Source organism: Chloroflexota bacterium, assembly GCA_015478725.1.
Classification (GTDB): domain Bacteria; phylum Chloroflexota; class Limnocylindria; order Limnocylindrales; family CSP1-4; genus C-114.
Window position 1 is genome coordinate 25,933 of sequence record JADMIG010000012.1, and the last position, 25,289, is coordinate 51,221.

Consider the following 25,289-nt stretch of genomic DNA (forward strand, 5'->3'; position numbering starts at 1 on the left):
CGAGACGCACCGGCTCCCGCTTGACCTTCGAGTGACTCGAAGGTGTACGGTTCCGGCGATGAACGTCTCCGAGCTCGCCCGACGGGCGGGGATCGCGGCGACGGCGATCCGCTGGTACGAATCGTCCGGGATCCTGCCGCCTGCCCGGCGCCGGGCGAACGGCTACCGCGAGTTCGACGAGGCCGATCTCGACCGTCTCCGGCTCATCGTGAGTCTCCGCGATCTCGGCCTCGGCCCGCGCGAGGCCGCTCGACTCGCCCGTCTCGCCGCGGAGCGTCCGGCCGGACTCGACCTGGATCTCGCGGCGCTCGTCGCCGCGCAGCGCGCGGCGATCGCCAGACGCCGTGCGGACCTCGATCGCGTCGAGGGCCAGCTCATCGATCTCGAGCACACGATCGTCGCCGCCGGTCGCGCGGCAGAGGAGGCAGTCCCGATGTCCGACCAGCCCATCCGCGTCCTGTTCGTCTGCACCGGCAACAGTGCGAGGAGCCAGATCGCCGAGGCATTGCTCGGCCGGATCGGGGGACCGGACTTCGCGGTCTTCTCTGCCGGGACCGAGCCGCGGGTTGTGAACCCGTATGCGATCCGGGTCCTTGCCGAGTCCGGGATCGACTGGTCGGGCGCGCGGAGCAAGTCCGTCGACGAGTTCCTCGAGGAACGGTTCGACTATGTGGTCACCGTCTGCGACCGGGCCCGGGAATCCTGCCCGGTCTTCCCCGGTCGCTACAACGCCCTCCACTGGGGTCTCGACGACCCTGCCGAGGTGGACGGCACCGATGCCGAGAGGCTGGCTGCCTTCCGGCGGACGAACCTCGAGCTTGTCGGTCGGATCCGCCCGTTCGTCGAGCTCGCCCGGAGAGCAGCCGGGAGGTCCGCGGTCGGCGCGATGGCCTGAGCGGTCGGCGGGAACGAGTGGCGAGGTGCGCAGCGAGGTGGGCGGCGACAGTCAGCGACCGACGAGCGTCGCCTCGACCTCCTCGATGGAGCGGGTCGTCCGCTCCCCCGTCGCACGGTCGGTCACCTCGATGCCGCCGGCGGCGAGCGAGCGCGGGCTCACGGTGAGGATCGTCGGCATGCCGAGGAGTTCCGCGTCCGTGAACTTCACCCCAGGCGATTCGTCCCGATCGTCGTAGAGGATCTCCCGGTCGGGACCGGCGGCGAGGGCCGCGGCGTGGAGCCGATCGCCGACCTCCGTCACCCGCGGATCGCGGTTCGCACCGATCGCGACGAGATGGGCGGCGTACGGTGCGACGGCGGCCGGCCAGACGATCCCCTTCTCGTCATGGTGCGCTTCGACGATGCAGGCGACGTTCCGGCCGAGGCCGATCCCATACGAGCCCATGACGATCGGGTGGGCCGCGCCGTCCTCGCCGAGGTACGTCGCGCCGAGCGCCGTCGTGTACTTCGTGCCGAGCTTGAAGATGTTGCCGACCTCGATCCCGTTGCGGAGGACGACCGGCGAGCCGCAGTTCGGGCAGGCGTCGCCCTCCCTGGCGTTGTCGATGTCGGCGACAACGTCCGGGGTGTAGTCGCGGCCGGCGTTGACGTTACGGACGTGCCAGCCGATCCGGTTCGCCCCGGCGACGAGGTTCGGCGTGCGAGCAGCGAGCTCATCGGCGACGACGAGCGTGTCGTGGGCGCCGAGCGGCGAGCCATAGCCGGGCTCCATGCCGGCGGCCCGGATCTCATCGACCTGGGCCGGTCGAAGGCCGCCGATGGCGGCGACCACGTTCGAGAGCTTCGTCTCGTTGACGTCGCGGTCGCCACGGACGATCGCGGTGACGAGCCGACCGTCGCCGGTGACGAAGAAGGCGGCCTTCGCGGTCTCCGCCTCCGCGATGCCGAGGAAGGTGGCCAGGTTCGCGATCGTGGTGGCGCCGGGCGTCTCGACGTCCTCCATCGGGAGGAGGGCGACCGGGTCGGCCGCGGCAGCGCCGGTGGCTGCGGGCGGGCGCACGCGCGCAACCTGACGGTTCGCCGAGAAGCCGCACGACTCGCACAGGACGAGGACATCCTCGCCCGCGACGTTGAGGACCATGAACTCGTGGGCGCCCGAGCCGCCCATCATCCCGACATCGCTCGCGACGGCGATCGCCTGGAGCCCGAGCCGCTCGAAGATCCGCGCGTAGGCGTCGTAGTGGAGCCGATAGCTCCGGTCGAGCCCCGCTTCGTCGCGGTCACAGCTGTACGAGTCCTTCATGACGAACTCGCGGACGCGGATGAGACCGCCCCGGGACCTCGGCTCGTCGCGGAACTTCGTCTGGAAGTGGTAGACCATGACCGGCAGCTGGCGATAGCTCCGGACGATGTCGCGGAGCAGGTCCGCGACGACCTCCTCGTGGGTCATCGCGATCACCATGTCCCGGCCGCCGCGATCCTTGAAGCGGGCCATCTCCGGGCCGATCTGGTCGTACCGGCCGGTCTCCCGCCACAGATCCGCCGGATGGATGACGGGCATGGACAACTCCTGGCAGCCGATCCCGTCCATCTCCTCGCGGATGATCTGCTCGACTCGCTGCGTCACGCGGAAGCCGAGCGGGAGGAGCGAGTACAGCCCAGATCCGAGCTGGCGGACGTAGCCCGCCCGGAGCAGGAGGCGATGCGACGGCATCTCGGCATCGGCCGGATCGTCACGGAGGGTGGCGAAGAACAGGGCTGACAGGCGCATCAGCGAAGGATACCGGTCGGGCAGGCTCGCGCAGGCGCCGCGGGCCGGCGGCCGGCTGGCGCGGGCGGTGCGGCGGGCGGCGCGGGGCGTTCGCGGCGGGCGCGGCGGTGGATACGGATCCCGTCAGATGGTCATCACGCGGGCGTTGGTCGGGACCGCGGTGTCAGATGTGCGCCTGGAGGTCAGATGGCAGGGTTGCGGGCGCACCGATCGCGCATCGACGCTTGTCGAGACCGATCGCGGTGGACGGGGGACGGCAGCCGGCCGACGAGTGTCTCCCTGGTGGTCGTTTGTCAGGATCCGCGACCGGGGCGCGCGACCGCGAGCCGGGCGCCCGCCCGCGAGCCGCCCGCGATCCGCGAACCCCGCGCGGCATTCAGCCCGGGCGGCGGAACCCGTACCCGACGCCGCGCACCGTGTGGAGGAACACCGGGGCGCTCGGGTCCTCCTCGATCTTGCTTCGGAGCCAGTGGATGTGGACGTCGACGGTTCGCGTCTCCCCCGCGTAGTCGTACCCCCACACGTGCTCGAGGAGCTGGTCGCGAGTGAAGATCCGGCCCGGATGGCGGACCAGGAACGCGAGCAGCTCGAACGCCTTCGGCTTGAGCGCGACCGGACGGCCGTCACGGAGCACCCGGTGACCGGCGAGGTCGATCTGGACGCGGCCGAGGTCGATGACCACAGGCGGGGATTCGACGGCCTGCGACTCCGCCCGCCGGAAGATCGCCCGGATCCGCGCCGACAACTCCCGAAGGCTGAACGGCTTCGTCACGTAGTCGTCCGCCCCGAGCTCGAGGCCCACGACCTTGTCCAGCTCGGCGTCCTTGGCCGTCAGCATGACGATCGGCACGTCCGACTCGGCTCGGATGATCCGGCAGACCTCGATCCCGGACAACTCCGGAAGCATGAGGTCGAGGAGGATGAGGTCGGGATGCTCTGCCCGGAACGCCGAGAGTGCGTGGCGGCCGTCGGGAGCGGTCAGGACACGATACCCGTCGGCCTCGAGCGACTCCGCGATCGTCTCGCGGAGGGTGGGCTCGTCATCGACGACGAGGATCGTGCGGGCCATCGATCCTCAGGATAGTCGGCTGCGTTAACGGCGCGTTGCGTCCCGACCCGGATCCGGACTCTCAACCTTCGGGCTGGGTACGCTCGACGAAGAGCTCCGTGAACGATCGGCACCGACCCTCGCGATCGAACTCGAGCAGGAACAGGTTGTCGAAGGTCGTCCGATGTGTGCCGTCGGGATTCGCGTAGCGCGTCTCGCCGGTCGCCACGGCTCGATCGCCGTCGACCGTCCAGGGCGAGTAGCGGGCCTCATAGGTCCCCGGCGCGTCGCGGTTCGCGAGCCAGTCGCCGACGATCGCGTCCGCTCCCACCACCGGTTCTGTGGACGGTCTGTAGCGGTACTCGGCCTCAGCAGCGAACAGCTCGCGGATCGCGTCCGGGTCATAGGTGCGCCACGCCTCGACGTAGTCGTCGAGCCAGCGCTGGACGTCCGCATTGGTCATGTCGCTCCTCCTTGGTCCCCCACGGCCCCCGCAAGGATCCGCGCCGCTCTCGCGAGGCGGGCGAGTGTCCGCTCGTAACCCAGGGCGACGAGCGTCTCGAACAGCGGCGGCGTCGCGGTCCGCCCGGTGACGCCGACGCGGATCGCCATGAACAGGTCGCCGGCCTTCCACCCACGCGCTTCGGCCAGACCACGGAGCGTGATCTCGAGCCCGTCGTGATCAAATGAGACCTGTCCGCCGGCCGCGATCGCCGCGCGGGCCGCGGCCAGACCGTCGAGCGTCGTCGCGGCGTCCCAGCGCTTCGGGACGAGCTCCACCGGGTCGATCACGGGCGCATCGACGAAGAGGAACCCGACGAGCTCGCCGATCGCGCCGAGCGTCGGCAGACGTTCCTGGACGAGTGGGACGAGTGCGGCGATCTCATCATCGGCGGGCATCCGGTCGATCCGGCCGGCGGCCGACTCGGCCGCGAGGAACGGGCGCAGCCGGTCCACGAGCTCGCTGGCCTGCAGGCGACGGATCCACTGTCCATCGAGCCACTCAAGGCGCCCCCGGTCGAACACCGCACCGGCCTTCTGGACGTGCCCGATATCGAACCGCGCGGCGAGGTCCGCGAGCGAGAGGATCTCCTCCTCGGTCCCGGTCGACCAGCCGAGCAGGGCGAGGTAGTTGACGACGGCTTCCCGGACGAAGCCCTCGGCGATGTAGTCGACGATGGCCGTCTGGCTCTTCCGCTTGCTCATCTTCGTCCGATCCGGGTTGAGGATGAGCGGGAGATGGCCGAAATGCGGCTCGGGCTCACCAAGCGCCCGGAACAGGAGGATGTGCTTCGGAGTGTTCGAGAGGTGATCCTCACCGCGGATGACGTGGCTGATCCGCATCGCGGCGTCGTCGACGACGACCGTGAAGTGATAGAGCGGGATGCCGTCAGCCCGGACGATGACGAGGTCGCCGCCGAGCGCCGACGCATCGATCTCCACGCGGCCGCGGACGAGGTCGTCGAACGCGACGACGCCGTCGACGATCCGGAATCGGAGGGCCGGCCGGCGGCCCTCCGACTCGAACGCCGCACGCTCGGCCGCACCGAGATACGCGCATCGGCCGCTGTACCGTGGCGGCAGATGCGCGGCCTCCTGACGCCGTCGCTCGGCCTCGAGCTCCGCGGGCGAGCAGTAGCACGGATAGGCGAGGTCGGCGGCCCGCAGCCGATCGGCGGCCGCGGCGTACAGCGGGAGTCGTTCCATCTGCCGATACGGAGCGTAGGGGCCGCGGGCCGCCTCGCCGGCCACGGCCGGTCCCTCATCCCAGGTCAGTCCGAGCCAGTGCAGTCCGTCGAGGATGTCCTTCTCGTAGGCCAGGGAGCTTCGAGCGACGTCGGTGTCCTCGAGGCGCAGGATGAACGTCCCGCCGGCATGGCGGGCGAAGAGGTAATTGAAGAGGGCGGTCCGCGCCGTGCCGATGTGGAGGGGACCCGTGGGGCTCGGCGCGATGCGGACGCGGACATCGCCGGCGGTCATCGGGAGACCGTCGCCGGGACATGATGGAAGAGCGCCGGATCCGCCTCGCCGGGGATGACGTGGACCAGGCTGGCAGGCCGAAGCCCGAGTGTGGCTCGACCCCGCGGGCCGTCGAGCGTGAGGGAATCGAGCGACGCGGATCTGGCAAGGACGACGATCGGCGCGCCGGGTGTGAGCGCCCTGGCCTCGAGGTACGAGAGGAGGGCGGCGTCCTCTTCGGCCTCCTCGGTGATCCGGTAGATGGTCGCCCGCTGACCCGCCTCGAGATCGGCGAGCGGCGTGCCGGCCGGCCGGCGACGAGCGATCGCCGCGTCGATCGGGTTGCCATGGGGGCACGTCTCGGGATGACCGAGCAGCTCATCGAGTCGGGCCTCCACGCGCGGGCTGATGGCACCCTGGAGCCGCGCCGCCTCCTCGTCCGACTCGGCCCAGCCGAGCCCGACCACGGCGGTGAGGAGCCATTCGAGCAGGGCATGCCGGCGGAAGATCGCGTCCGCCGCGGTCCGTCCCGCATCCGTGAGCGCGAGCTCGCGGCCGTCCGTCTGCGTGACGAGACCGTCCGCGGTGAGGCGGCGGAACATCTCGGAGCTCGCCTGGGTGCTGACGCCGAGGTGCCGCGCCACATGCGCCGCCGTGGCGCGCGATCCGGCCACGGCAGTGATCCGGAGGGCGAGGAGATATTCGCCGGCTGCGCCGGAGATATCGTGGCGGCTCGAGCGATCAGGGCGGTGCGGCACGCCGATGATGGTACGGGACCTCGCGGCGCGGCGGCCGGAGCATCGCGGCGCAGCGCAGGCACGCGCCCACCCGGATCAGGCTCGTCGGCCGGGCCCGATGAGCTCGCGACCGACGGCGACCGCGGTCGCGCCGAGACCAATGATGACGACGACCGCGAAAGCGGAGCCCGCGGTGAGGCCGTTCCCCGCCGCGAGGAGCAGCAGAGTCACGACGATCGCCCCGACCACGGTGACCGCGACGATCCCGATCCCGGGCGCGCGCGACGAACCGTCTCGCGCGGGGCGCGACGAGCGGTTGAGCGGTCCGGTCGGGCGTGAACGGCCGGCGTCGGCCGGGTCGGCGTTGGCCGGCGACCGTGCCGGAACGTGTCCGGAGGCTCGCCTCGCGCTCTCGCCGGGGCCGTTCCCTGCCTCCCCGGGGCGGACGTCGTGCTCGAACGGTGGCCGGTCCGTCGCCATCTGCCGATCGTCGTCCGGCGGTCGTCCGCTCCCGCCGGGCGCCGCCGTTCTCCGCGTCGCGCCGGGCGTGACCGGCGTCCCCCTCGACCCGGGCCGAGGCCGGTCACGGCGACCCCGGGCCAGGTATTCCGGGCCGTGCTTGCGAGGGTCCGCGAACTCCTTCGGGTTGAGGGTCCAGTACGTGCCGGAGGAGCCGCCATACCAGCTCGCGCCCTCCCACTCAGGCTCGAACGGCTCCGCCTCGACGCCGTCGTACGAGGTCGAGGCGGGCGTGCGGCGCGCTCGACGTGCGCGGCCGCCACCCGATGCCCCGGAGCCGGCCGTCTCCGCACCGGGCGTCCGTCCCCCGCGGCCCTCCGACCGTCCCGCGGATCCCCTGGCCGGTCCTGGTCGCTCCGGCTCGGGCCCGCCATCGGCCGATCGCCGGGTGCGCGAGGCGGGACGAGGCCGGCTCGCGCCCATCCGGATGCGCGTGGGACCCTCGGTCAGGGTCTCGTACGCAGCCTGGATGGCGAGGAAACGCGGCAGCGCCGCCGGTCCCGCCGAGTCGGGATGGTAGAGCTTGGCGAGCCGTCGGTAGGCCGCCTTGACGTCACCGAGCGTCGCGTCGCGCGGAACGTCAAGGGTGCGAAAGGGATCGGGCGGTCGAGTCATCCGTGTCGAGTATCGACCTCTCGCTCGTTTCGCGCTCCTGGTTCACGTCGAGCGCTGGACCGCCGGATCCCCCGCGTTGGCGCCGCTCGGCCGTTGCCGCCGCTCAGGCGAAGAGCTCGCCGACCGGCGCGAGATCGAAGGCCGGGATCGCCTCCGCCGCGACGCGGCCATGCGGGTCGAGCGACGCCGGCCGGTGGTAGCGGGCGAGTGCACGCAGGGGCTGGCCGTCGAGCAGGCCGATCTGACGGAGCGCCTCCACGGTCGCGGCCCACGTCGCTCGCTCGTACCCATCGCCGTCCTCGATCTTCACGGCCACGCCGGACGGCCCAACGGTCGCGCCGTTCGTCCGTGACCCCGCGAGGACCGCGATGCCGCGAAGGGCCTCCATCCCGGACTTGCTGACGAGCCGGCCCGGCAGTGCCTTCATGAGCGAGGTATCGAGCCGGTCGCGGGTTCCGCCGATCATCTCCGGCTGGGCGAGCATCGCGTCGCGGATCGTGCGGAGGTGGCGGGCCACCGCGGTCCGGGGGTCGGTGGCCGGGATGGCGTCGGGGTCGGCGAGGAAGGCATAGGCCCGGGCCACCTCGCGGAGCGGCACCGCGTACGTCAGGACGCCACAGCCGTCGAGTGCCGTGCGGAGGGACCCGCTGGCGACGCCGTACGAGCGCTCGACCGCCGCGCGGTACGCGACCTGGGCCGGATGGTCCGGTTCCCAGTAGTCATCGAGGGGCCAGCCCTTGAGCCGCGCGAGGAGGAGGAACACCGAGTGCTGCCCCGAACACATGTGGCGGATCGGCGAGGTCCGCTCTCCGTCACGGGCAAGCCGGGCTGCGGTGAGGGCATCGAGCGGCATGCCCTCGGTCCCACAGCCGAGGAGGGTCTGGCTCACGCCCGCCCGGCGATACATGGCCTGGATCGTCCGGACGTGAAGATCCTCACCCGAATGGGAGGAGGCGAGGATCGCGATCTCGGCGGGCGTCAGATCGAGGGCGACCTCCGCGCCCGCCTCGAGGAGGGCGATCGCGCCGAACGGCTTGACGGTCGAGCGGAGCGTCACGACCCGATCGGGATCGCCGACCATCCGCACGATCCGGCCCCCTGCGTCGACCTCGACGATGTGGCCGCGATGCTCGCTCTCACCGATCCCATTCCGCACCTGGCGGACGAGGACCGGCGCTATCGAGCGCGACGCGCGAGTGACGCGCCCGGTGCGTCCCGTCGCTGCGGCGACGTGGGCCTGCCCGGATGGGACCGCGTCGGGAGGACCGTGTCGGGCAGGCGTGTGGGGGGACGTGGGCACCCCGGGAGGATACCGCGCGGAACGCCGACCGGACGGGCCGGAACGACCGCTCGCGGACTCGAGCCTGCCGTCCGATCCCACCCGGCCGCGCACGAGGCACACCGGCCCGGTGCTACGATCGACCCATCGCCCGGATGCCATGACGGAGTCGAATCGTGCCCGAACCGGCGAACCTCCACGTCTCGCGCCATCCCGCCGTCCTCCACAAGCTCGCCATCCTCCGCGACGCCGCGACCGAGCCGAAGAAATTCCGAGAGGTCGTCCGCGAGCTCTCGTGGCTGCTCGGCTACGAGGCCCTCGCCGATGCGCGGGTACGCCCGCTCGAGGTCGAGACGCCGCTCGAGCAGATGGAGGGCAGCGAGCTCGCGGACCGGATCGGCCTCGTGCCGATCCTGCGGGCCGGCCTCGGCATGGTGGACGCGATGCTCGAGCTGATGCCCACCGCCCAGGTCTGGCACCTCGGCCTGTTCCGCGACGAACGGACGCTGCGGCCGGTGGAGTACTACAACCGTCTCCCCGACTCGGCGACCGTGGACCTCTGCCTCATCCTCGACCCGATGCTCGCGACCGGGGGTTCCGCCACCGCGGCCATCGAGGTCCTCAAGCGCTGGGGCGCCGAGCGGATCAAGCTCGTCAACCTCATCGCCGCACCGGAAGGCGTGGCCGCCGTGAGCGCCGCCCACCCGGACGTCGAGATCTACTGCGCCGCACTCGACCGCCAGCTCAACGGCAAGGGATACATCCTGCCCGGCCTGGGGGACGCCGGCGACCGCCAGTTCGGAACGGGCCGGACGGACTGAGCCGACACCGAGACACCCGAGCAGCGATCGCCACGGTTCGCCCACGCCGCCACCGCTCGAAGGAGACCGGTCCGTGCCCTCGCTCGACTTTGACCGCTTCGACGCCCTCACGTTCGACTGCTACGGGACGCTCATCGATTGGGAGACCGGGATCCTCGCCGGGCTGCGGTCGGTCCTCGGTCCACGTGGGATCGAGCCGCCTGACGATGAGCTCCTCGAGCGGTACGCCGCCGCCGAGGCGGCCATCGAGGCCGGCTCGTATCGTCGGTACCGCGACGTCCTCGCGGGAGCCCTTCGCGCCGTCGCCGCCGCCTATGACGTCGAGCCCACCGCCGCGGAGGTCGCCGTATTCGGCGGTTCGGTCGTCGACTGGCCGGCATTCCCGGACTCAGCGGACGCCCTGGCCCGGCTGGCGGGGCGATTCCGCCTCGGCGTCATCACCAACTGCGACGACGACCTGTTCGCGGCGTCGAATCGGCGGCTCGGCGTGACGTTCGACTGGATCGTGACGGCCGAGCAGGTCGGCAGCTACAAGCCGTCCGAGCGGAACTTCGAGACGGCGTTCGCCCGCATCGACGTCCCGCGCGAGCGCGTCCTCCACGTGGCGCAGAGCCTCTTCCACGACCACGTTCCTGCCCGGCGCTTCGGCCTGTCGACCGCCTGGGTCGATCGGCGCCATGGCCGATCCGGATTCGGGGCGACGCCGCCCGCCGCCACGACGCCGGACCTGACCGTCCCCGACATGGCGTCACTCGCCCGGATCGCGCTCGCCTGAACGCCGCCGTCCTGAATCGGAGAGGCCGGCCCGAGCGGGCCGGCCTCTGGTCTGCGATGGACGCGCTGGGGCTCAGTTCCCGCCCGCGTTAAGCGTGATGGTCTGCATCTGGAACGACGCGCCCTTCGTGTCGACGGACGAGCCGAGCGCGGCGAGGGCCGCGGTGGCGAGGTCCGTGCGGTAGGCGCCGTCGCTCGGCGCAGCCTTGAGGACGCCGTACTTGGTCGCGACGTCGACGGTCTGCGTCCAGAGCGCCGGATCGAGGATGCCGATGCCGTTCGGGGACGGCCAGATGAGGCCGTTGATCTCGTTCATCTGCCATGCCTGGTGGCTCGCCCCGAGCTGCGTCCCCGACTTGAGGACGATCTGGACGCACGCCTGCGGGTTGTCGCGGCAGTAGATCCAGCCCTTGAACGAGGCGCTGAGGAACTTCGTCGCGACATCGGCGTTGCTCCCGCTGCTCAGCCATTTCGCGCTCGCGAAGATCTGGTCCTGGAGCATCGCCGTGCCGATGGCCGGGTCGTTGAAGTTGATGAGGTTGAAGTCGCTCGGCTGGTAGAGGTTCCCGGTCGCCGGGTTCTTCGCCTCGAGGACCTGCGCGTATTCGTTGTAGATCATCGCCTGGGCGACGTCGAGGTCCCCGTTCAGGAGACCGGACATGTCGAAGTTCTGCTTGATGATGTTCTGCTTCAGCGGATCCATGCCGGCCTTGGTCAGCGCGGCGAACAGCTCGGGCTCATTGCCGCCGAGCCACGACCCGATCTTCTTGCCGGCGAAATCGGCCATGGTGGTGATGTTCTTGTTCTTGAACGACACCATCCGGGTGCCCGAACGCTGGAACACCTGGGCGATCGAGACCAGATCCGTCCCGTTCTGGCGCGACTGGAGCATCTTCGGCAACCATGCCGTCCCGATGTCGGCGCCGCCGGACGCGACGACCTGGACGTTGTCCACCTGCGGACCGCCGAGCAGCAGCGTGACGTCGAGCCCGGCATCCTTGTAGTAGCCCTGATCGACGGCGGCGTAGTAACCGGCGAACTGGGCCTGGGCGACCCACTGGAGCTGGAACCTGACCTTCGTCAGGCTTCCCCCGCTACTGCCGCTGCTGCACGCGGTCGCGATGAGCGCGACCGCCACGCCGAGTCCGAGCGCCCTTCGAGGCATCTTCATCGATCGCCTTCCTCCTCACACCTGTCGGCGCATCCCCCGCGGCCTGGAGCCGCCCCGTGCACCGGGAATGGATCGGTCGATGGTAGGACACGGGACGCCCGTTCATCGGCTCGCTTCGCGAGCGGCCTGCCACGGCACGACGAGCCGCTCGGCGACGAGCGCCGCACAATAGAACGCGATCCCGAGGGCGCAGGCGAGGACGATCGCTGCCCACGCGTCCGGGTAGTTCGAAACCCCGGTCCGATTCGTGATGAAGATCCCGAGCGAGTAGAGCGGGCCCCCGAAGAACTCGCCGACGACTGCCCCGATGACGCTCAACGACGTCGCGATCCTGAGCGCCGTGAACCAGAACGGCAGGGCGTTCGGGATGCGGAGGCGGGTGAGCGTCTGGGAGTCGCTTGCCGCGTATGACGCCATGAGCTCCAGCGCTGCCGGCTCCACCTGGGTGAGGCCGCGGACAGTGTTCACCATGATCGGGAAGAAGACCATCGCCGCGACCACGATCATCCGTGGCAGCATGCTCTCCGGACCGAACCAGTTGATCGTGATGGGGGCGAACGCGATGATCGGGACGGTGCTGGCACCGATCGCGATGGGGAGGAGCGTCTCGCGGGCAGTCGCCCAGCGGGCCGTGGCAAGGCCGGCCAGCGTCCCCGCCAACACGCCGATGACGAGCCCCCCGAGCGCCTCCGTCGCGGTGAACGCGACGCCCCGGGCGAGCGTGTCCGGCCACAGTTCGGCGACCCGCTCGAGGATGAGCGAGGGACGCGGGAGGAGGAACGACTGGATCCCGAATCCGATGGACGCCCCCTCCCACACCGCGAGGACGACGACGAAGAGGATCACCGGCGGGAGCCAGTCGGCCGTCCGTCGGAACACGGTCATCCGAGACCCTCGGCCCGGATGCGGGCCCCTTCGGCGCCATCCGCGAGCCCGCCGCGCGGGCCGTCGGCGGCGGTCTCCACGTCGTGGTGCCGGAGCGCCTCCCGGACGCTCGTCACGAGCTCGAAGTAGCGGCCGGTCTCGCGCGTCTCGACCGTCCGGACCGCCGGCAGGTCGATGTCCACGATCCGTGCGATGCGACCGGGTCGGGCGGACATGACGACGACCCGCGTCGAGAGGAACACGGCCTCGGGGATCGAATGGGTGACGAAGATGACGGTGGTCTTCGTGCGACCCCAGATCTTGAGCAGCTCGAGGTTCATCCGCTCGCGGGTCATCTCGTCCAGCGCCCCGAACGGCTCGTCCATGAGGAGGAGCTGCGGGTCGAACGCGAGGGCGCGGGCGATCGCGACCCGCTGCTGCATCCCGCCCGACAGCTGCCACGGATGCTTCGATTCGAAGCCCTCGAGCTCGACGAGGCTGAGGAGCTCGGCCGAGCGGCGCGCCCGCTCCGCCTTCGGGAAGCCCATGATCTCGAGCGGCAGCTCGATGTTCCGGGCGATCGTGCGCCACTCCATGAGGACCGGCGCCTGGAAGACCATCCCGTAGTCGCGGTCGAGGCGGGCCTGGCGGGCGGGCTTGCCGTTGACGCGAACGTCGCCGCTGGTGGCCTCCGTGAGGTCGCCGATGATCCGGAGGAACGTCGACTTCCCGCATCCGGACGGACCGATGAGGGAGACGAACTCGCCGGCCTGGATCGTCAGGTCGATCCCGTCGAGTGCGGGCACTGCGGCCGCGGCCGTTCCGAACACCTTGCCGACACCCGTCGCCTCGACCACCGGCACGGTCAACGGAGGGGTGGGTCGCGGACCGGCGGCTCCCGATGGCTCGGTCGTCATCGGGCGAACTCCGTGGGGTGGTAGCGACCACCGGTGAGTGCCGCCTCGGCCAGCCGGACCAGGCCGACGAACGCGAGGCCCACGAACGAGCAGACGACGATCGTCGCCCAGAGCTTCTCCGGGCCCGAGGTGTAGTACTGGTTGTAGTTGAGGATCGCGCTGCCGAGACCGTCCGCGATGCCGGACGGCAGCTCTCCGATGATCGCCCCGATGACGGCGGCCGCGGCGGCGACCCGGAAGGCCGAGAAGAGATACGGCACGGACGTGGGGAGTCGGAGCTGCCAGAGCACCTGGCGACTCGTGGCCGCGTACGAGCGGAAGAGCTCGAATGCCCGTGGATCCGCCGCCCGCAGCCCGCGGAGCGCGCCGATCGTCACCGGGAAGAAGGTGAGGTAGGCGGAGATGATCGCCACGGAGAGCCACCCCGCCTTGGTCGCGACGACGATGATCGGCGAGATCGCGAGGATGGGGACGGCCTGCGAGGCGACGACGTACGGCACGAGCGCCCGCTCGGCGAGCCGCGAGTGGACGAAGAGGATGGCCAGGCCGAGGCCGAGCGCCCCGCCGAGCGCGAACCCGAAGAGCGCCTCGCGGAACGTGAAGAACGCCTGCCCGACGAGGATGAGCCCGAGGGGCGGACCATTGCGCTGGGCGGGATCGACGAACGCGCGCACGACGTCCCAGACGTGCGGCAGGGACAGGTCCGAGGCGATCCGCCAGGCGAACGGCGGGGTATGGACGTAGTCGATCGCGACGCCGAGGACGATCCCGTGGATCCGCCACGGGTCACCGCCGAGCCACTTCGCGCCCTCCCAAACGACGATGACAGCGAGGACGAGGACGATCGTTCCGAGGACACGGCGACGCCATCCGGCGGGGCGCCCCGTCGCCGTGGCGACGAGCGGCTCGGGCCGGGCAACGGACGCGCCCGTGGTCGCCATCGCCGCCCGCCCGCCGCTTCGCCGCCCGCCCTAGCCGCGGAACGAGCGGTCGGCGATCTCGAGGGCGCGGTCCACGATCTCGAATGCCTCGCCGAGCTGCGCTTCGCTGATGCAGAGCGGCGGGTTCGTGTGGATCGAGTTGTTCGCGATCATCGTGTAGAGGCCGTTCTCGCGGAAGAACGTCCCGATCGCCTTCATCTCGTCGCTCGTGCCGTTGAACGGGGTGAGCGGCTCGTACGGCTCGCGGCTGCGGACGAGGTCGAGGATGCCGAACAGGCCGAGGCTGCGATGGGCGCCGACGCTCGGGTGCTTCGCGGCGAGGGCCTCGTGATGCGCGCGCATGACCTCGCCCATCCGGGCGGCGTTGGCGATGAGGTCGTCCTCCTCGTACACCTCGATCGTCGCGAGCGCCGCGGCGAGGCTCAGCGGATGGCTGCTGTACGTGAGCCCGCCGTAGTACATCTTCGTCTCGAAGAACTCGGCGATGTGGTGGCGCATCGCGACCGCGCCGAGCGGCAGGTAGCTGCTCGTGAGGCCCTTTGCCATCGTCATGAGGTCGGGCACGGTGTCCCAGTGGTCGACGGCGAACCAGCGCCCGGTCCGCCCGAAGCCCGCCATCACCTCGTCGGCGACCATGAGGATGCCGTGCCGATCGCAGATCTCGCGGACGCCGGCGATGTAGCCGTCCGGCGGGATGAGGATCCCGTTCGTGCCGACGATCGTCTCGAGGAAGACCGCCGCGATCGTGTGCGCCCCCTCGTAGCGGATGACGTCCTCGAGGCCCTGCAGGCTCTCGGCGACCGGGCGCGGTCCGGGCTCGCCCCAGCGGTGCGTGTCCGGGTAGCGGACCACCCCGACGATGCCCGGCTCGTTCGCCCAGCGGCGCGGATCGCCGGTGAGGGTCATCGCCCCCATCGTCGCCCCGTGGTAGCTGCGGTAGCGGGCGAGGATCTTGTGGCGGCCGCTGTAGTGTCGGGCGAGCTTGATCGCGTTCTCGATCGCCTCCGCCCCGCCGAGGGTGAAGAAGACCTTGTCCAGGTCGCCCGGCATGATCTCGGCGAGCTTCGCCCCGAGCCTGGCCCGCGGCTCGGTCGCGAAGGCCGGCTGGACGTACTGCAGCTTGGCCGCCTGGGCGCTGATCGCGTCGATGACGCGGCGGTCACCGTGGCCGATGTTCACCGACATGAGCTGGCTGTTGAAGTCGATGATCCGGCGGCCGTCGGGGGTATAGAGATAGATCCCCTCGGCGTGGTCGATCGCGATCGGGTCGACGGCGCCCTGGACGGACCAGGAGAAGAAGGTGTGTTCGCGGGACAGGCGGACGATCTCCTCGGCCGTCATGGCGGGGGCCGTGCTGATACCCATCGGATACCTCGGATCTGTCGGAGCGGGGCGGATCCGGCCCCGCGACGTGCCCTGATGCAGCCGCCTCCCGGCTGCGGGCCCGGACGCGGCGCGCGGTCGCGGCGGGACGACCGTGGTCGCCATTACACCACAACCGGTACCATGCCACGGAGAGGATCCGCGCTTGAGGTGACATGGAACACGGACGTCGTCCGCCCGCCGCCGCCCTCCGGACCGCCGTCCTCGTGACCCTCGTCCTCGCCGCGGGATCGATCGGACCGGCGCCTGCATCGGCCACGGTCCTCGTTCCCTTCACCGTCGCCGGCTCCGAGCCGCTCGGGCCGGGAACCGTCCACACGTGGGGCAGCCTCACCACGGACGCCGGCCCATCGGTGGCGAACATCGTGCGGGTGGATCCAGCCGCCCCGAACGTCCATCTCGAGTCGCTCGTATCGAACGACACAGTCGCCGGGCTGGAGACCGTCTCATCCATGGCCAGCCGGGAAAGCACGCCCGGTCACCGTGTCGTCGCCGCGGTGAACGGCGACTTCTGGAGCGGCTACGGCGGCGTGCTCGCGGCGCCGAACGGCACCCAGATCCACGGCGGAGAGCTCGTGACGGCCCGGCGCGGGTCGCGGCCGCTGATCGGGGTGGATGCGGCCGGCGTCATCCGGATGGATGACGTGACCGAGACGATGACCCTCGACGTGGGCGGCGGGCTCGTGGTCCCCATCACCCGCTTCAATCAGGCCCGCAACGAGTACGAGACCGCGCTCTTCTCGCCCCGTTTCGGCACCTCGACGGGGACCGACGCGACGGGGACCGAGGTCGTGCTCAGCGGCGTTCCCGGCCCGATCGCCCCGAGCGGCACGTACGTCGCGACCGTCCAGTCGATCGGCATCGGCGTCGGCGACACCGCGCTCGCGCCGGGCACCCTCGTCCTGTCGCGGGCGGGGACCGATTCGTACCTCAACGCACTCGTGCCGGGCCAGAGCGTCACGATCGCCACGGCGATCACTCCCGGCTGGGAGGGCGTCACCGAGGCGATCGGCGGAGGCGAGTGGATCCTCCGCGGCGGCGTGGTCGGGGTGAACCCGCCGTGGTCCGGGGCAGGCACCGCCAACGCCCGGACGGCCGTCGGCATCACGGCGGACGGGAAGCTGCTCATCGCCACGGTCGACGGCCAGCTCCCGGGCTACAGCGCCGGCATCGACCTCACGGACCTCGCGGGATTGCTCCAGGGCCAGGGAGCCGTCAGCGCGATCAACTTCGACGGCGGCGGATCGACGACGCTCGTCGCCCGCCGACCGGGCGACGCGATGGCCGGCCTCGTGAACCGGCCGTCGGACGGCGCTCCACGGGCGGTGACGAATGCGCTCGCGGTCGTGAGCACGGCCCCGGACGGGCCGATCGCGGGGCTCGCCATCCGGCCCGCTCCCGCGAGTGTCGCGGTCGGTTCGGCCACGACCTTCTCGGCCGTCGGCTGGGACACCGCGATCAACGCCGTCCCGGTCCCGCCCTCGAGCGTCGGCTGGTCGGCGAGCGGCGGGACGATCGATCCGAGCGGCAGATTCCTCGCCGCCACGCCGGGGCCGGCGATGATCCAGGCGGTCGCCCTCGGCCTGAGTGCGAGCGCGACGTTTCCGGTGGTCGTCGCGACGGACACCACGCCGCCGATCGCCGGCCCGCCGATCGCCTCGTTCGTGACCGGCTGGATGGCCGGCCAGACGGCGATCGCGGTCCAGCTCGCCTGGCCCGCGGCGACCGACGTGGGGAGCGGCGTCGCCGCCTATCACGTGTGGATGAGCGCGAACGGGGCCGCCTACACGGCCGTGCCGCTGTTCGGACCGCTCGTCCGGTCGGCCGTCGTCCGGGTCGCGCCGGGGCCGACGTACCGCTTCGCCGTCGATGCGATGGACGGCGCCGGCAACGTGAGCCCGAAGGCGGTGGGCCCCCGCATCACCCAGACGGTGGTCCAGGAAGGGAGTTCGACCGTGGCCTACCGCGGGCGGTGGGCCCGCTTCACCGCCGCCGGCTACTACGGGGGCGCCGTGCGGGCCGCGACGACCGGCGGGACGTCCGTCACGATCCGTTTTAGCGGATCCGACGTGGCGTGGGTGTCGAGCATCGGGCCGGACCGTGGCGCCGCCCTCGTGTTCGTCGATGGACGGCTTGCGGCGACGATCGACCTGCGGGCGGCGAAGTCGGCCGCACGGCGGGTCGTCTTCCGGACGGGCTGGGCGACGGTGGGCCGCCACGTCCTCGAGATCCGACCACGCGCGACCGCCGGGAGGCCGCGAGTGGACGTCGATGCCTTCCTCATCGAGGTGACGCGACCGGCGCCCTGACGAGGAGCCGCCCGTTCAACGTGTGGGCGCCACCGTCGCGTCGAGCGCATCGCGTGCGGCTCGGGCGCAGCGGAGGATCGCCTCCGCGGAGCGGTCGATGTCGGCGGGCGTCGTCTGCCAGCCGCTCACGGAGACCCGCATGGCCGTCATGTCGTGCCACGTCGTCCCACCGAGCCAGCACGTGCCGTCGGCCTGGACGCGGGCGATGACGTCGCGGGTCAGCGCATCCGCCGCCGGGTCGGGGCTCGGAGCCGCCGCCGGGTCGTTCGGCAAGAATCGGACGAGCACCTGGTTGAGCACCACCTCGTTGAGGATCGCGACCCCCGCTTCGGTCGCCAGCCCTTCCGCCATCCGGGAGGCGTTCGTGCAGTCGCGCTCGATGAGCTCGGCGAGCCCCTGCCGCCCGAGGGACGCGAGGGCGGCCCAGACCGCGAAGCCGCGCGCCCGGCGCGACGACTCGGGTACCCAGTTGTAGCTGTCGCGTTCGGCCCCGCCGGTCTCCACGTAGTACGCCGCCCCAAGGCGCATCGCCACCTGGTGCGCAGCCACGTCGCGGACGAACACGAGTCCCGAGTCGTACGGCACGTTGAGCCACTTGTGGGCATCCGTCGTCCACGAGTCCGCGAGCTCGATGCCGGCGACGAGGTGCCGCCGCGCGGGTGCCACGGCCGCCCACAGTCCAAAGGCACCGTCCACGTGGAGCCAGCCGCCGTGGCCGCGCACGGCGGCGACGATCTCCGGCAATGGATCGAACGCGCCACTGTTCACGTTGCCGGACTGGGCGCAGACGATGGTCGGCCCGTCGAGGCCGGCGAGGGTCGCCCGAAGGGCGTCCGGTCGCATCCGGCCCTGCCCGTCCGCGGCGACCCGATGGACATGGCGGGCGCCCCGCCCCAGGCCGAGCATCTGGAGTGACGCGAAGATCGTCACGTGCGCCTCGGCGCCGACGACGACGTTGATCGGTGGGGCCCCGACGAGTCCCTCCTCCTCCACGTCCCAGCCCACGTCGCGGAGGACGCGGTCACGGGCCGCCGCGAGCGCCGTGAAGGTCGCCATCGTCGCCCCGGTCGGAAAGCCGACGCTCGTTCCGCTCGGAAGGCCGAACAGCTCGACGAGCCATCGCCCGGCCACCTCCTCGGCGACGGCCGCCGCGGGCGACAGCGCGTAGAGCCCGGCGTTCTGGTTCCAGGCGGTCGTCAGCCAGTCTGCCGCGGTCGCCGCGGGATGCCCGCTGCCCACGACGAAGCCAAAGTAGCGCGGCCCGGCGGACGCGACGAGGCCCGGGTCCGCCGCGGCGGCCAGCCGCTCGATGACCTCACGGGGCTCCGTGGTGGCCTCGGGCAGGGGGCCGCCGAGCGCTGCGCGCAGGGCATCGAGGTCGACCGGTCGCGCTACCGGCCGCTCGTCCAGGCCTGCCCGGTAGTCGGCCGCCAGTCTCGCCGTGCGCCCGAACAGTGCGCGCTCGTCCATCGTCCACCTCGTGCGTGTTCGGCCGATCGTACCGCCCTTCGACCGCCGCAGCCCCGGTGTACGATTCCGTCCTTCGATCGGCAACTGCGAATCATCGGACTCGACGCAGTCGAGCGTCTCGAGGAGGGACCCGACCATGCCCCGGATCGTGCGCGGTGCGCTGCTCCAGGCGAGCTGGACCGGCGACAAGGAAACGATGATCCAGAAGCACGAGCAGGCCGCCCACGACGCCGCGAAGCAGGGCGCCCAGGTCATGTGCTTCCAGGAGCTGTTCTACGGCCCGTACTTCTGCCAGGTCCAGGAGCCGCAGTACTACTCGTACACGGAGCTCATCCCGGATGGTCCGACGACCGCCCGGATGCAGGCCCTCGCGAAGGAGACCGGGATGGTCCTCGTCGTGCCGATGTACGAGGAGGACGAGACGGCGAGCGGGATCTACTACAACACGGCGGCGGTCATCGACGCCGACGGGACCTATCTCGGCAAGTACCGCAAGACGCACATCCCGCACGTCAAGGGCTTCTGGGAGAAGTACTACTTCCGGCCGGGCAACCTCGGCTACCCGGTATTCGAGACGGCCGTCGGCAAGGTCGGCGTGTACATCTGCTACGACCGCCATTTCCCCGAGGGGGCACGGGCGCTCGGCCTCAACGGCGCAGAGATGGTGTTCATCCCGAGCGCGACATCGCGCGGCCTGTCCGAGTACCTCTGGAGGATCGAGCAGGTCAGCCACGCCGTCGCCAACGGGTACTTCGTCGGGACGATCAATCGGGTCGGGATCGAACCGCTCGGCGACGACGACTTCTACGGCCAGAGCTACTTCTGCGACCCGCGCGGGCAGTTCATCGGCGCGGTCGGCGACGCGCACGCCGAGGAGCTCCTCGTTCGCGACATGGATCTCGACAGGATCGTCGAGGTCCGCCAGACGTGGCAGTTCTATCGCGACCGTCGACCGGACATGTACGAGGACCTCGTCACACCATGACGCGAAGGGACGCTGTCCGATGACCGAGGACCTGCACGAGTCGCACGAGTCGAACCTCCACCCGGCGGGCGCCGGGCCGAACGACGCGCCCGGCCGGGCCGATGGCGACGCGCCCGATCGCGGCGACGAAGCGCCCGGCCGGGCGGACGAAGCCGCGGCGATCGCCGAGTCCGCTGCCGAGATCGGGGTCGGAGCGATCATCGCCCCGTTCACCGGTGGCCAGACGGTCGAGATGGTCGAGTCGCTCGTCTCGATCGTCGAGGCCGGCGTCGATCACCTGACCCACCTCGGTGACCATCACCCGCCGGACGCGCCGAGCTCCGTCTCCGACGCGATGGTGAAGCCGGCCGCCGAACCATCCGAGCCGGCCGAATCGCACGCGCCTCGCGAGGCCCCCTGACCGATGCGGTTCGGCTTCACCCTCAAGCTCGACCACCCGATCGAGCGGACCATCGAGCTCACGCGCCGGGCCGAGGACGCCGGCTTCGAGCACGGCTGGGTCTTCGACTCGCACGTCCTGTGGCGCGATCCGTACCCCCTCCTCACGCTCATGGCGCAGGCGACGCGGACCCTCCGTCTCGGCACCTGCGTGACGAACCCCGCCACTCGCGAGCCGTCCGTCACCGCATCCGCGCTCGCCGTGCTCGACGAGCTGAGCGGCGGTCGGATGGATCTCGGGATCGGCCGGGGCGACTCGGCGCGCCGGGTGCTCGGCAAGCCGCCGACGACGATGGCGACGCTCGAGGAGGCGATCGTCGTCATCCGCGACCTCGTGGAGGGCCGGACCACGACCTACGAGGGGGCCGAGCTCGCGCTGCCCTGGACCGGACGCTGGAAGCTCCCCGTGTGGGTCGCCGGCTACGGGCCGATGGCGATCGCGATGACCGGGCGCGTCGCGGACGGGCTCATCCTCCAGCTCGCCGACCCCGACCTCATCCGCTGGTTCGTCGGTCAGCTGCGGACGGCCGAGGCCGCCGCCGATCGGCCCGCCGGCTCGGTGAAGGTCCAGGCGGCCGCGCCCGCCCACGTCGGCGAGCGGGGCGAGTGTCGCGAGCGGACCCGATGGTTCCCGGCGCTCGTGAGCAACCATGTCGTGGACCTGGTGAACAAGTATCCCCGTGAGCAGCTGCCCGACTCGCTCACCGGCTACGTCCGCGATCGGACCGGCTACGACTACCACCACCACGCGGAGGTCGGCTCGAGCAACGCCGGTTTCGTGGGCGATGAGGTCACGGACCGGTTCTGCGTGCTCGGGTCGGTGGACGAGCACCTTGCCAAGCTCCGCGAGCTGGCGGAAGCCGGAGTGGATCAGTTCAACCTCTACCTGATGAACGGCGACGAGGAGTCGGTCCTCGAGACGTACGGACGTGAGATCGTCCCGGCGCTCCGGGACGGCGCCGCGGTCGGCTGATCGGCCAGGGAGGACAACGAGACGATGCGCATCCTCATCGTGAACGGGACGGTCGTGACGGCCGAGGGTTCATCGGTCGCCGACGTGTTCGTCGACGGCGAGACGATCGCGGCGATCGGGCGCGACCTGGCAGCGGCCGGCATGGCCGCCGAGGAAACGATCGAGGCGACCGGCCGCTACGTGATCCCCGGCGCCATCGACGTCCATACCCACATGGAGCTGCCGTTCGGCGGCACCTTCGCCAAGGACACGTTCGAGACAGGGACGCGCGCGGCGGCCTTCGGTGGGACGACGACGATCGTCGACTTCGCCGTCCAGTCGCGCGGGCAGTCGCTCCGGGCAGGCCTCGACGCCTGGCACGCCAAGGCCCAGGGCAACACCGTCATCGACTACGGCTTCCACATGATCATGAGCGACGTCAATGACGCAACGCTCGCCGAGATGGACGGGCTCGTCGCCGAGGGCGTGCCGGACTTCAAGCTCTTCACGGCCTACCCGGGCGTCTTCTACAGCGACGACGGGGCGATCTTCCGGGCGATGCAGCGGACTCGCGGGAACGGCGGGCTCATCATGATGCACGCCGAGAACGGGATGGCGATCGACGTGGTCGCCGCCGAAGAGGTCGCGGCCGGCCACGTTTCACCGTATTACCATGGTATCGCGCGATATCCGATCTTCGAGGGCGAGGCGACGAACCGGGTCATCCGTCTCGCCGAAGCGGCCGGCGTGCCCGTCTACATCGTCCACCTCTCGGCCCGGGAGGCCCTCGACGCCGTGCGCAGCGCCCGCGACCGCGGGGTCCGCGCCTACGCTGAGACGTGCCCTCAATACCTGTTCCTCTCGCTCGACGACCTCGGCAATGACTTCGAGGGGGCAAAGTTCGTCTGCTCTCCGCCGATGCGGACGAAGGACCATCAGCCCGAACTCTGGACCGGCCTCCTGCGCGACGACCTCCAGGTGGTCTCGACCGATCACTGCCCGTTCGACTTCCACGGCCAGAAGGAGCTCGGCCGGGGAGACTTCCGGAAGATCCCGAACGGCCTCCCGGGCGTCGAGGATCGGCTCGACCTCATGCACGATGGCGGGGTCGTCGGTGGTCGGATCACCAGGGAGCGCTGGGTCGAGATCTGCTCGACGGCGCCCGCCCGGATGTTCGGTATGTACCCGCGCAAGGGGTCCGTCTCGGTGGGGGCGGACGCGGACCTCGTCGTCTACGACCCGAACCGCAAGCGGACGATCAGCGCGTCGACCCACCACATGGACGTCGATTACTCGTGCTACGAGGGTCGGGTCGTGCAGGGTGCCGCAGACGTGGTCCTGTCCCGCGGCTCGGTCGTCGTCCGCGATGGCGCGTTCGTAGGCCACAAGGGCGCCGGTCGGTTCATCAAGCGGAGCCCGGCCGACTTCGCACGGGAGCACTGACGCGGTCCGTTCGTGGCGGATGTCCCTCAGGTTCGCGAGCGACGAGCCGGGATGTTCGCGTCAGATCACGTCGCGAGGATCGCTCGGTTCGCGTCAGATGACCACCAGGCGCGCACTCGTCATTGAAGCCTCGCCGGCGCGGGTGCCGCGTCGAGCGTGAGCGCGAGGCGATCCGTCCGACCTTACGGACAGGCGCTCATCACGCGACCGCATGACCGCGACAGCGCGACCAACGCCCTCCTGGAGAGCATCTGACCGAAACGGCGGCGACGAGCGATCGCCGGAACCTGCCACGCGGGCTCGGCGAACATCGCCGGGCCGCGCGCAGAGCGCTACCGCGTCCGCGGGAAGCCCAGGTCCACCTTCGATGTGCCCGGATCCGGCCAGCGCGACGTCACGACCTTGCCGCGCGTATAGAACTGGATCCCCTCGGGGCCGTACATATGGAGGTCGCCGAACAGTGAAGCCTTCCAGCCGCCGAACGAGTAATACGAGACCGGAACCGGGATCGGCACATTCACGCCGACCATCCCGACGTTCACGTCGAACTGGAACTGCCGGGCGGCGCCGCCGTCGCGGGTGAAGATCGCCGTCCCGTTCCCGTACGGATTCGAGTTGACGAGCTCGACGGCCTCGTCGTACGTCGCCACCCGGACCACACCGAGCACCGGCCCGAAGATCTCGTCCCGGTAGGCATCCATCGATGGTGTCACGCCGTCGATGAGCGACACACCGAGGAAGAACCCATCCGACTCCCGATACAGCGGGTGCTCGCGTCCGTCCGCCACCACCCGCGCTCCCTGGGCGACGGCGGAGTCGAGATAGCTCGCGACCTTGTCCCGGTGCTGGCGGGTGACGAGCGGCCCCATCTCGGCGTCCGGATCCGAGCCCGGTCCCACCTTCACCTTCGGCAATCGTGCCTTGATCGCCTCGACGACCGCGTCGCCGATGCCGCCGACGGCCACGACCGTGGCGATCGCCATGCATCGCTCGCCTGCCGAGCCGTACCCCGCCGAGACCGCGGCGTCGGCGACCATGTCGATGTCCGCGTCCGGCAGCACGACCATGTGGTTCTTCGCACCACCGAGCGCCTGGACGCGCTTGCCCGCCTTCGTCCCCGTCTCGTAGATGTACCGCGCGATCGGCGTCGAGCCGACGAACGACAGGGCCGCGATGTCCGGATGCTCGAGGAGGCGATCGACCGCCACCTTGTCGCCCTGGATCACGTTGAAGACGCCCGCCGGCACGCCCGCCTCGGCGAGCAGCTCGGCGAGGTAGATCGAGGCCGACGGATCCTTCTCGGACGGCTTGAGGATGAACGTGTTGCCGCAGGCGATGGCGTTGGCGAACATCCACATCGGGACCATCGCCGGGAAGTTGAACGGGGTGATGCCGGCCACGACACCGAGCGGCTGGCGGATCTGATAGACGTCGACCCCGGTGGAGGCCTGCTCGCTGAACCCGCCCTTCATGAGATGGGGGATCCCGCAGGCGAATTCGATGTTCTCGAGCCCACGGGCGATCTCGCCGAGTGCGTCGGACGGGACCTTGCCATGCTCCGAGGTGAGGAAGTCGGCGATGTCGCGCCGATGGACATCGACGAGGTTCCGGATGCGGAACATGATCTCGGCGCGCTTCGCGAGCGATGTCGCTCGCCACGCGGGAAAGGCCGCCTTCGCAGCCGCCACCGCGGTGTCGACCTCCTCGACCGACGCGAAGGCCACCTCTCGGGCGATCCGCCCGGTCGCCGGATCGTAGACCGGCCCGTGGCGAGCGGATGTCCCGGCGACTCGCCGGCCACCGATCCAGTGATCCACGCGGGCGAGGCCGGCGCCTCCCGCGGGCTGCCCGCTCGGCGTCGCACCGGACGGGAGATGCGGTTCGGCGACCTGCGTCATGTCGATCCCTCGCTGTTCGTCAGCCGCCCGGATGCGCGCAACCTGGCGAATGCCGGCCACGTTCGAGCGAAACCGGTCGTCGCGTCGTGGACGACGAC

At 70.8% G+C, this 25,289-nt stretch carries 22 protein-coding genes; 8 read left to right on the forward strand and 14 right to left on the reverse strand.

Annotated elements, in window-relative coordinates:
• Positions 1–58: 58 nt before the first annotated feature.
• A complete protein-coding gene (locus IVW53_09265; protein ID MBF6605753.1) occupies positions 59–895 on the forward strand; it encodes a MerR family transcriptional regulator in 837 nt (278 codons plus the stop codon).
• 51 nt (positions 896–946) lie between these two features.
• Here the strand turns inward: IVW53_09265 and IVW53_09270 are convergent, their stop codons facing one another.
• The 7 genes from IVW53_09270 to IVW53_09300 form a co-directional block, all read right to left on the reverse strand.
• Positions 947–2,668 (reverse strand): proline--tRNA ligase, encoded by a 1,722-nt coding sequence (locus tag IVW53_09270; GenBank protein MBF6605754.1) that lies wholly within the window; start codon positions 2,666–2,668, stop codon positions 947–949.
• 376 nt (positions 2,669–3,044) lie between these two features.
• A complete protein-coding gene (locus IVW53_09275; GenBank protein ID MBF6605755.1) occupies positions 3,045–3,737 on the reverse strand; it encodes a response regulator transcription factor in 693 nt (230 codons plus the stop codon).
• 61 nt (positions 3,738–3,798) lie between these two features.
• Positions 3,799–4,179: a nuclear transport factor 2 family protein gene (locus IVW53_09280; GenBank protein MBF6605756.1), complete on the reverse strand. Its 381-nt coding sequence runs from the start codon at positions 4,177–4,179 to the stop codon at positions 3,799–3,801.
• Positions 4,176–5,696 carry a glutamate--tRNA ligase gene (locus IVW53_09285; protein ID MBF6605757.1) on the reverse strand — a complete coding sequence of 507 codons (1,521 nt, stop codon included), beginning with the start codon at positions 5,694–5,696 and terminating at the stop codon, positions 4,176–4,178. Before IVW53_09285 ends, IVW53_09280 begins: the two co-directional genes overlap by 4 nt.
• On the reverse strand, positions 5,693–6,433 hold the full coding sequence (locus IVW53_09290; GenBank protein ID MBF6605758.1) for a metal-dependent transcriptional regulator: 741 nt from the start codon (positions 6,431–6,433) through the stop codon (positions 5,693–5,695). Before IVW53_09290 ends, IVW53_09285 begins: the two co-directional genes overlap by 4 nt.
• A gap of 75 nt (positions 6,434–6,508) precedes the next feature.
• Positions 6,509–7,546, reverse strand: a complete 1,038-nt coding sequence (locus IVW53_09295; GenBank protein MBF6605759.1) for a DnaJ domain-containing protein — start codon at positions 7,544–7,546, stop codon at positions 6,509–6,511.
• Between the two features lie 103 nt (positions 7,547–7,649).
• Positions 7,650–8,846, reverse strand: a complete 1,197-nt coding sequence (locus IVW53_09300) for an asparaginase (GenBank protein MBF6605760.1) — start codon at positions 8,844–8,846, stop codon at positions 7,650–7,652.
• A 155-nt stretch (positions 8,847–9,001) separates the two neighbouring features.
• On the opposite strand from IVW53_09300, the gene upp reads away from it, so the two are divergent.
• Together upp and IVW53_09310 are read left to right on the forward strand one after the other, a co-directional pair.
• Complete coding sequence (upp, locus tag IVW53_09305; protein ID MBF6605761.1) at positions 9,002–9,646, forward strand: uracil phosphoribosyltransferase; 645 nt, start codon at positions 9,002–9,004, stop codon at positions 9,644–9,646.
• 73 nt (positions 9,647–9,719) lie between these two features.
• Positions 9,720–10,421 carry a haloacid dehalogenase type II gene (locus IVW53_09310; GenBank protein MBF6605762.1) on the forward strand — a complete coding sequence of 234 codons (702 nt, stop codon included), beginning with the start codon at positions 9,720–9,722 and terminating at the stop codon, positions 10,419–10,421.
• Between the two features lie 72 nt (positions 10,422–10,493).
• On the opposite strand, the gene IVW53_09315 is transcribed toward IVW53_09310, so the two are convergent.
• From IVW53_09315 to IVW53_09335, 5 genes are all read right to left on the reverse strand, one after another.
• Positions 10,494–11,591: an ABC transporter substrate-binding protein gene (locus IVW53_09315; GenBank protein ID MBF6605763.1), complete on the reverse strand. Its 1,098-nt coding sequence runs from the start codon at positions 11,589–11,591 to the stop codon at positions 10,494–10,496.
• Positions 11,592–11,693: 102 nt separating this feature from the next.
• Positions 11,694–12,476 carry an ABC transporter permease gene (locus IVW53_09320; protein MBF6605764.1) on the reverse strand — a complete coding sequence of 261 codons (783 nt, stop codon included), beginning with the start codon at positions 12,474–12,476 and terminating at the stop codon, positions 11,694–11,696.
• Entirely contained in the window at positions 12,473–13,372 is a 900-nt protein-coding gene (locus IVW53_09325; GenBank protein MBF6605765.1) for an ABC transporter ATP-binding protein, read from the reverse strand. Before IVW53_09325 ends, IVW53_09320 begins: the two co-directional genes overlap by 4 nt.
• Entirely contained in the window at positions 13,369–14,313 is a 945-nt protein-coding gene (locus tag IVW53_09330) for an ABC transporter permease subunit (protein ID MBF6605766.1), read from the reverse strand. Before IVW53_09330 ends, IVW53_09325 begins: the two co-directional genes overlap by 4 nt.
• A 30-nt stretch (positions 14,314–14,343) precedes the next feature.
• Positions 14,344–15,654, reverse strand: coding sequence for an aminotransferase class III-fold pyridoxal phosphate-dependent enzyme (locus IVW53_09335; GenBank protein MBF6605767.1), 1,311 nt, complete (start codon positions 15,652–15,654; stop codon positions 14,344–14,346).
• A gap of 197 nt (positions 15,655–15,851) precedes the next feature.
• Between IVW53_09335 and IVW53_09340 the strand changes: the two genes are divergently transcribed.
• On the forward strand, positions 15,852–18,005 hold the full coding sequence (locus tag IVW53_09340) for a phosphodiester glycosidase family protein (GenBank protein MBF6605768.1): 2,154 nt from the start codon (positions 15,852–15,854) through the stop codon (positions 18,003–18,005).
• A 15-nt stretch (positions 18,006–18,020) separates the two neighbouring features.
• Here IVW53_09340 and IVW53_09345 read toward each other — a convergent pair whose 3' ends face one another.
• Positions 18,021–19,475 (reverse strand): aspartate aminotransferase family protein, encoded by a 1,455-nt coding sequence (locus IVW53_09345; GenBank protein MBF6605769.1) that lies wholly within the window; start codon positions 19,473–19,475, stop codon positions 18,021–18,023.
• 136 nt (positions 19,476–19,611) lie between these two features.
• Here IVW53_09345 and IVW53_09350 point away from each other — a divergent pair, with 136 nt between their 5' ends.
• From IVW53_09350 to hydA, 4 genes are read left to right on the forward strand one after another with little or no spacing between them, the layout of a single operon-like run.
• Positions 19,612–20,460: an acyltransferase gene (locus IVW53_09350; protein MBF6605770.1), complete on the forward strand. Its 849-nt coding sequence runs from the start codon at positions 19,612–19,614 to the stop codon at positions 20,458–20,460.
• Positions 20,461–20,479: 19 nt separating this feature from the next.
• A complete protein-coding gene (locus tag IVW53_09355) occupies positions 20,480–20,860 on the forward strand; it encodes a hypothetical protein (GenBank protein ID MBF6605771.1) in 381 nt (126 codons plus the stop codon).
• Positions 20,861–20,863: 3 nt separating this feature from the next.
• Positions 20,864–21,871 (forward strand): TIGR03842 family LLM class F420-dependent oxidoreductase, encoded by a 1,008-nt coding sequence (locus IVW53_09360; protein ID MBF6605772.1) that lies wholly within the window; start codon positions 20,864–20,866, stop codon positions 21,869–21,871.
• 24 nt (positions 21,872–21,895) lie between these two features.
• Complete coding sequence (gene hydA / locus IVW53_09365) at positions 21,896–23,293, forward strand: dihydropyrimidinase (GenBank protein MBF6605773.1); 1,398 nt, start codon at positions 21,896–21,898, stop codon at positions 23,291–23,293.
• Between the two features lie 332 nt (positions 23,294–23,625).
• On the opposite strand, the gene IVW53_09370 is transcribed toward hydA, so the two are convergent.
• Positions 23,626–25,191 carry a CoA-acylating methylmalonate-semialdehyde dehydrogenase gene (locus tag IVW53_09370; protein ID MBF6605774.1) on the reverse strand — a complete coding sequence of 522 codons (1,566 nt, stop codon included), beginning with the start codon at positions 25,189–25,191 and terminating at the stop codon, positions 23,626–23,628.
• Positions 25,192–25,289 lie beyond the last annotated feature (98 nt).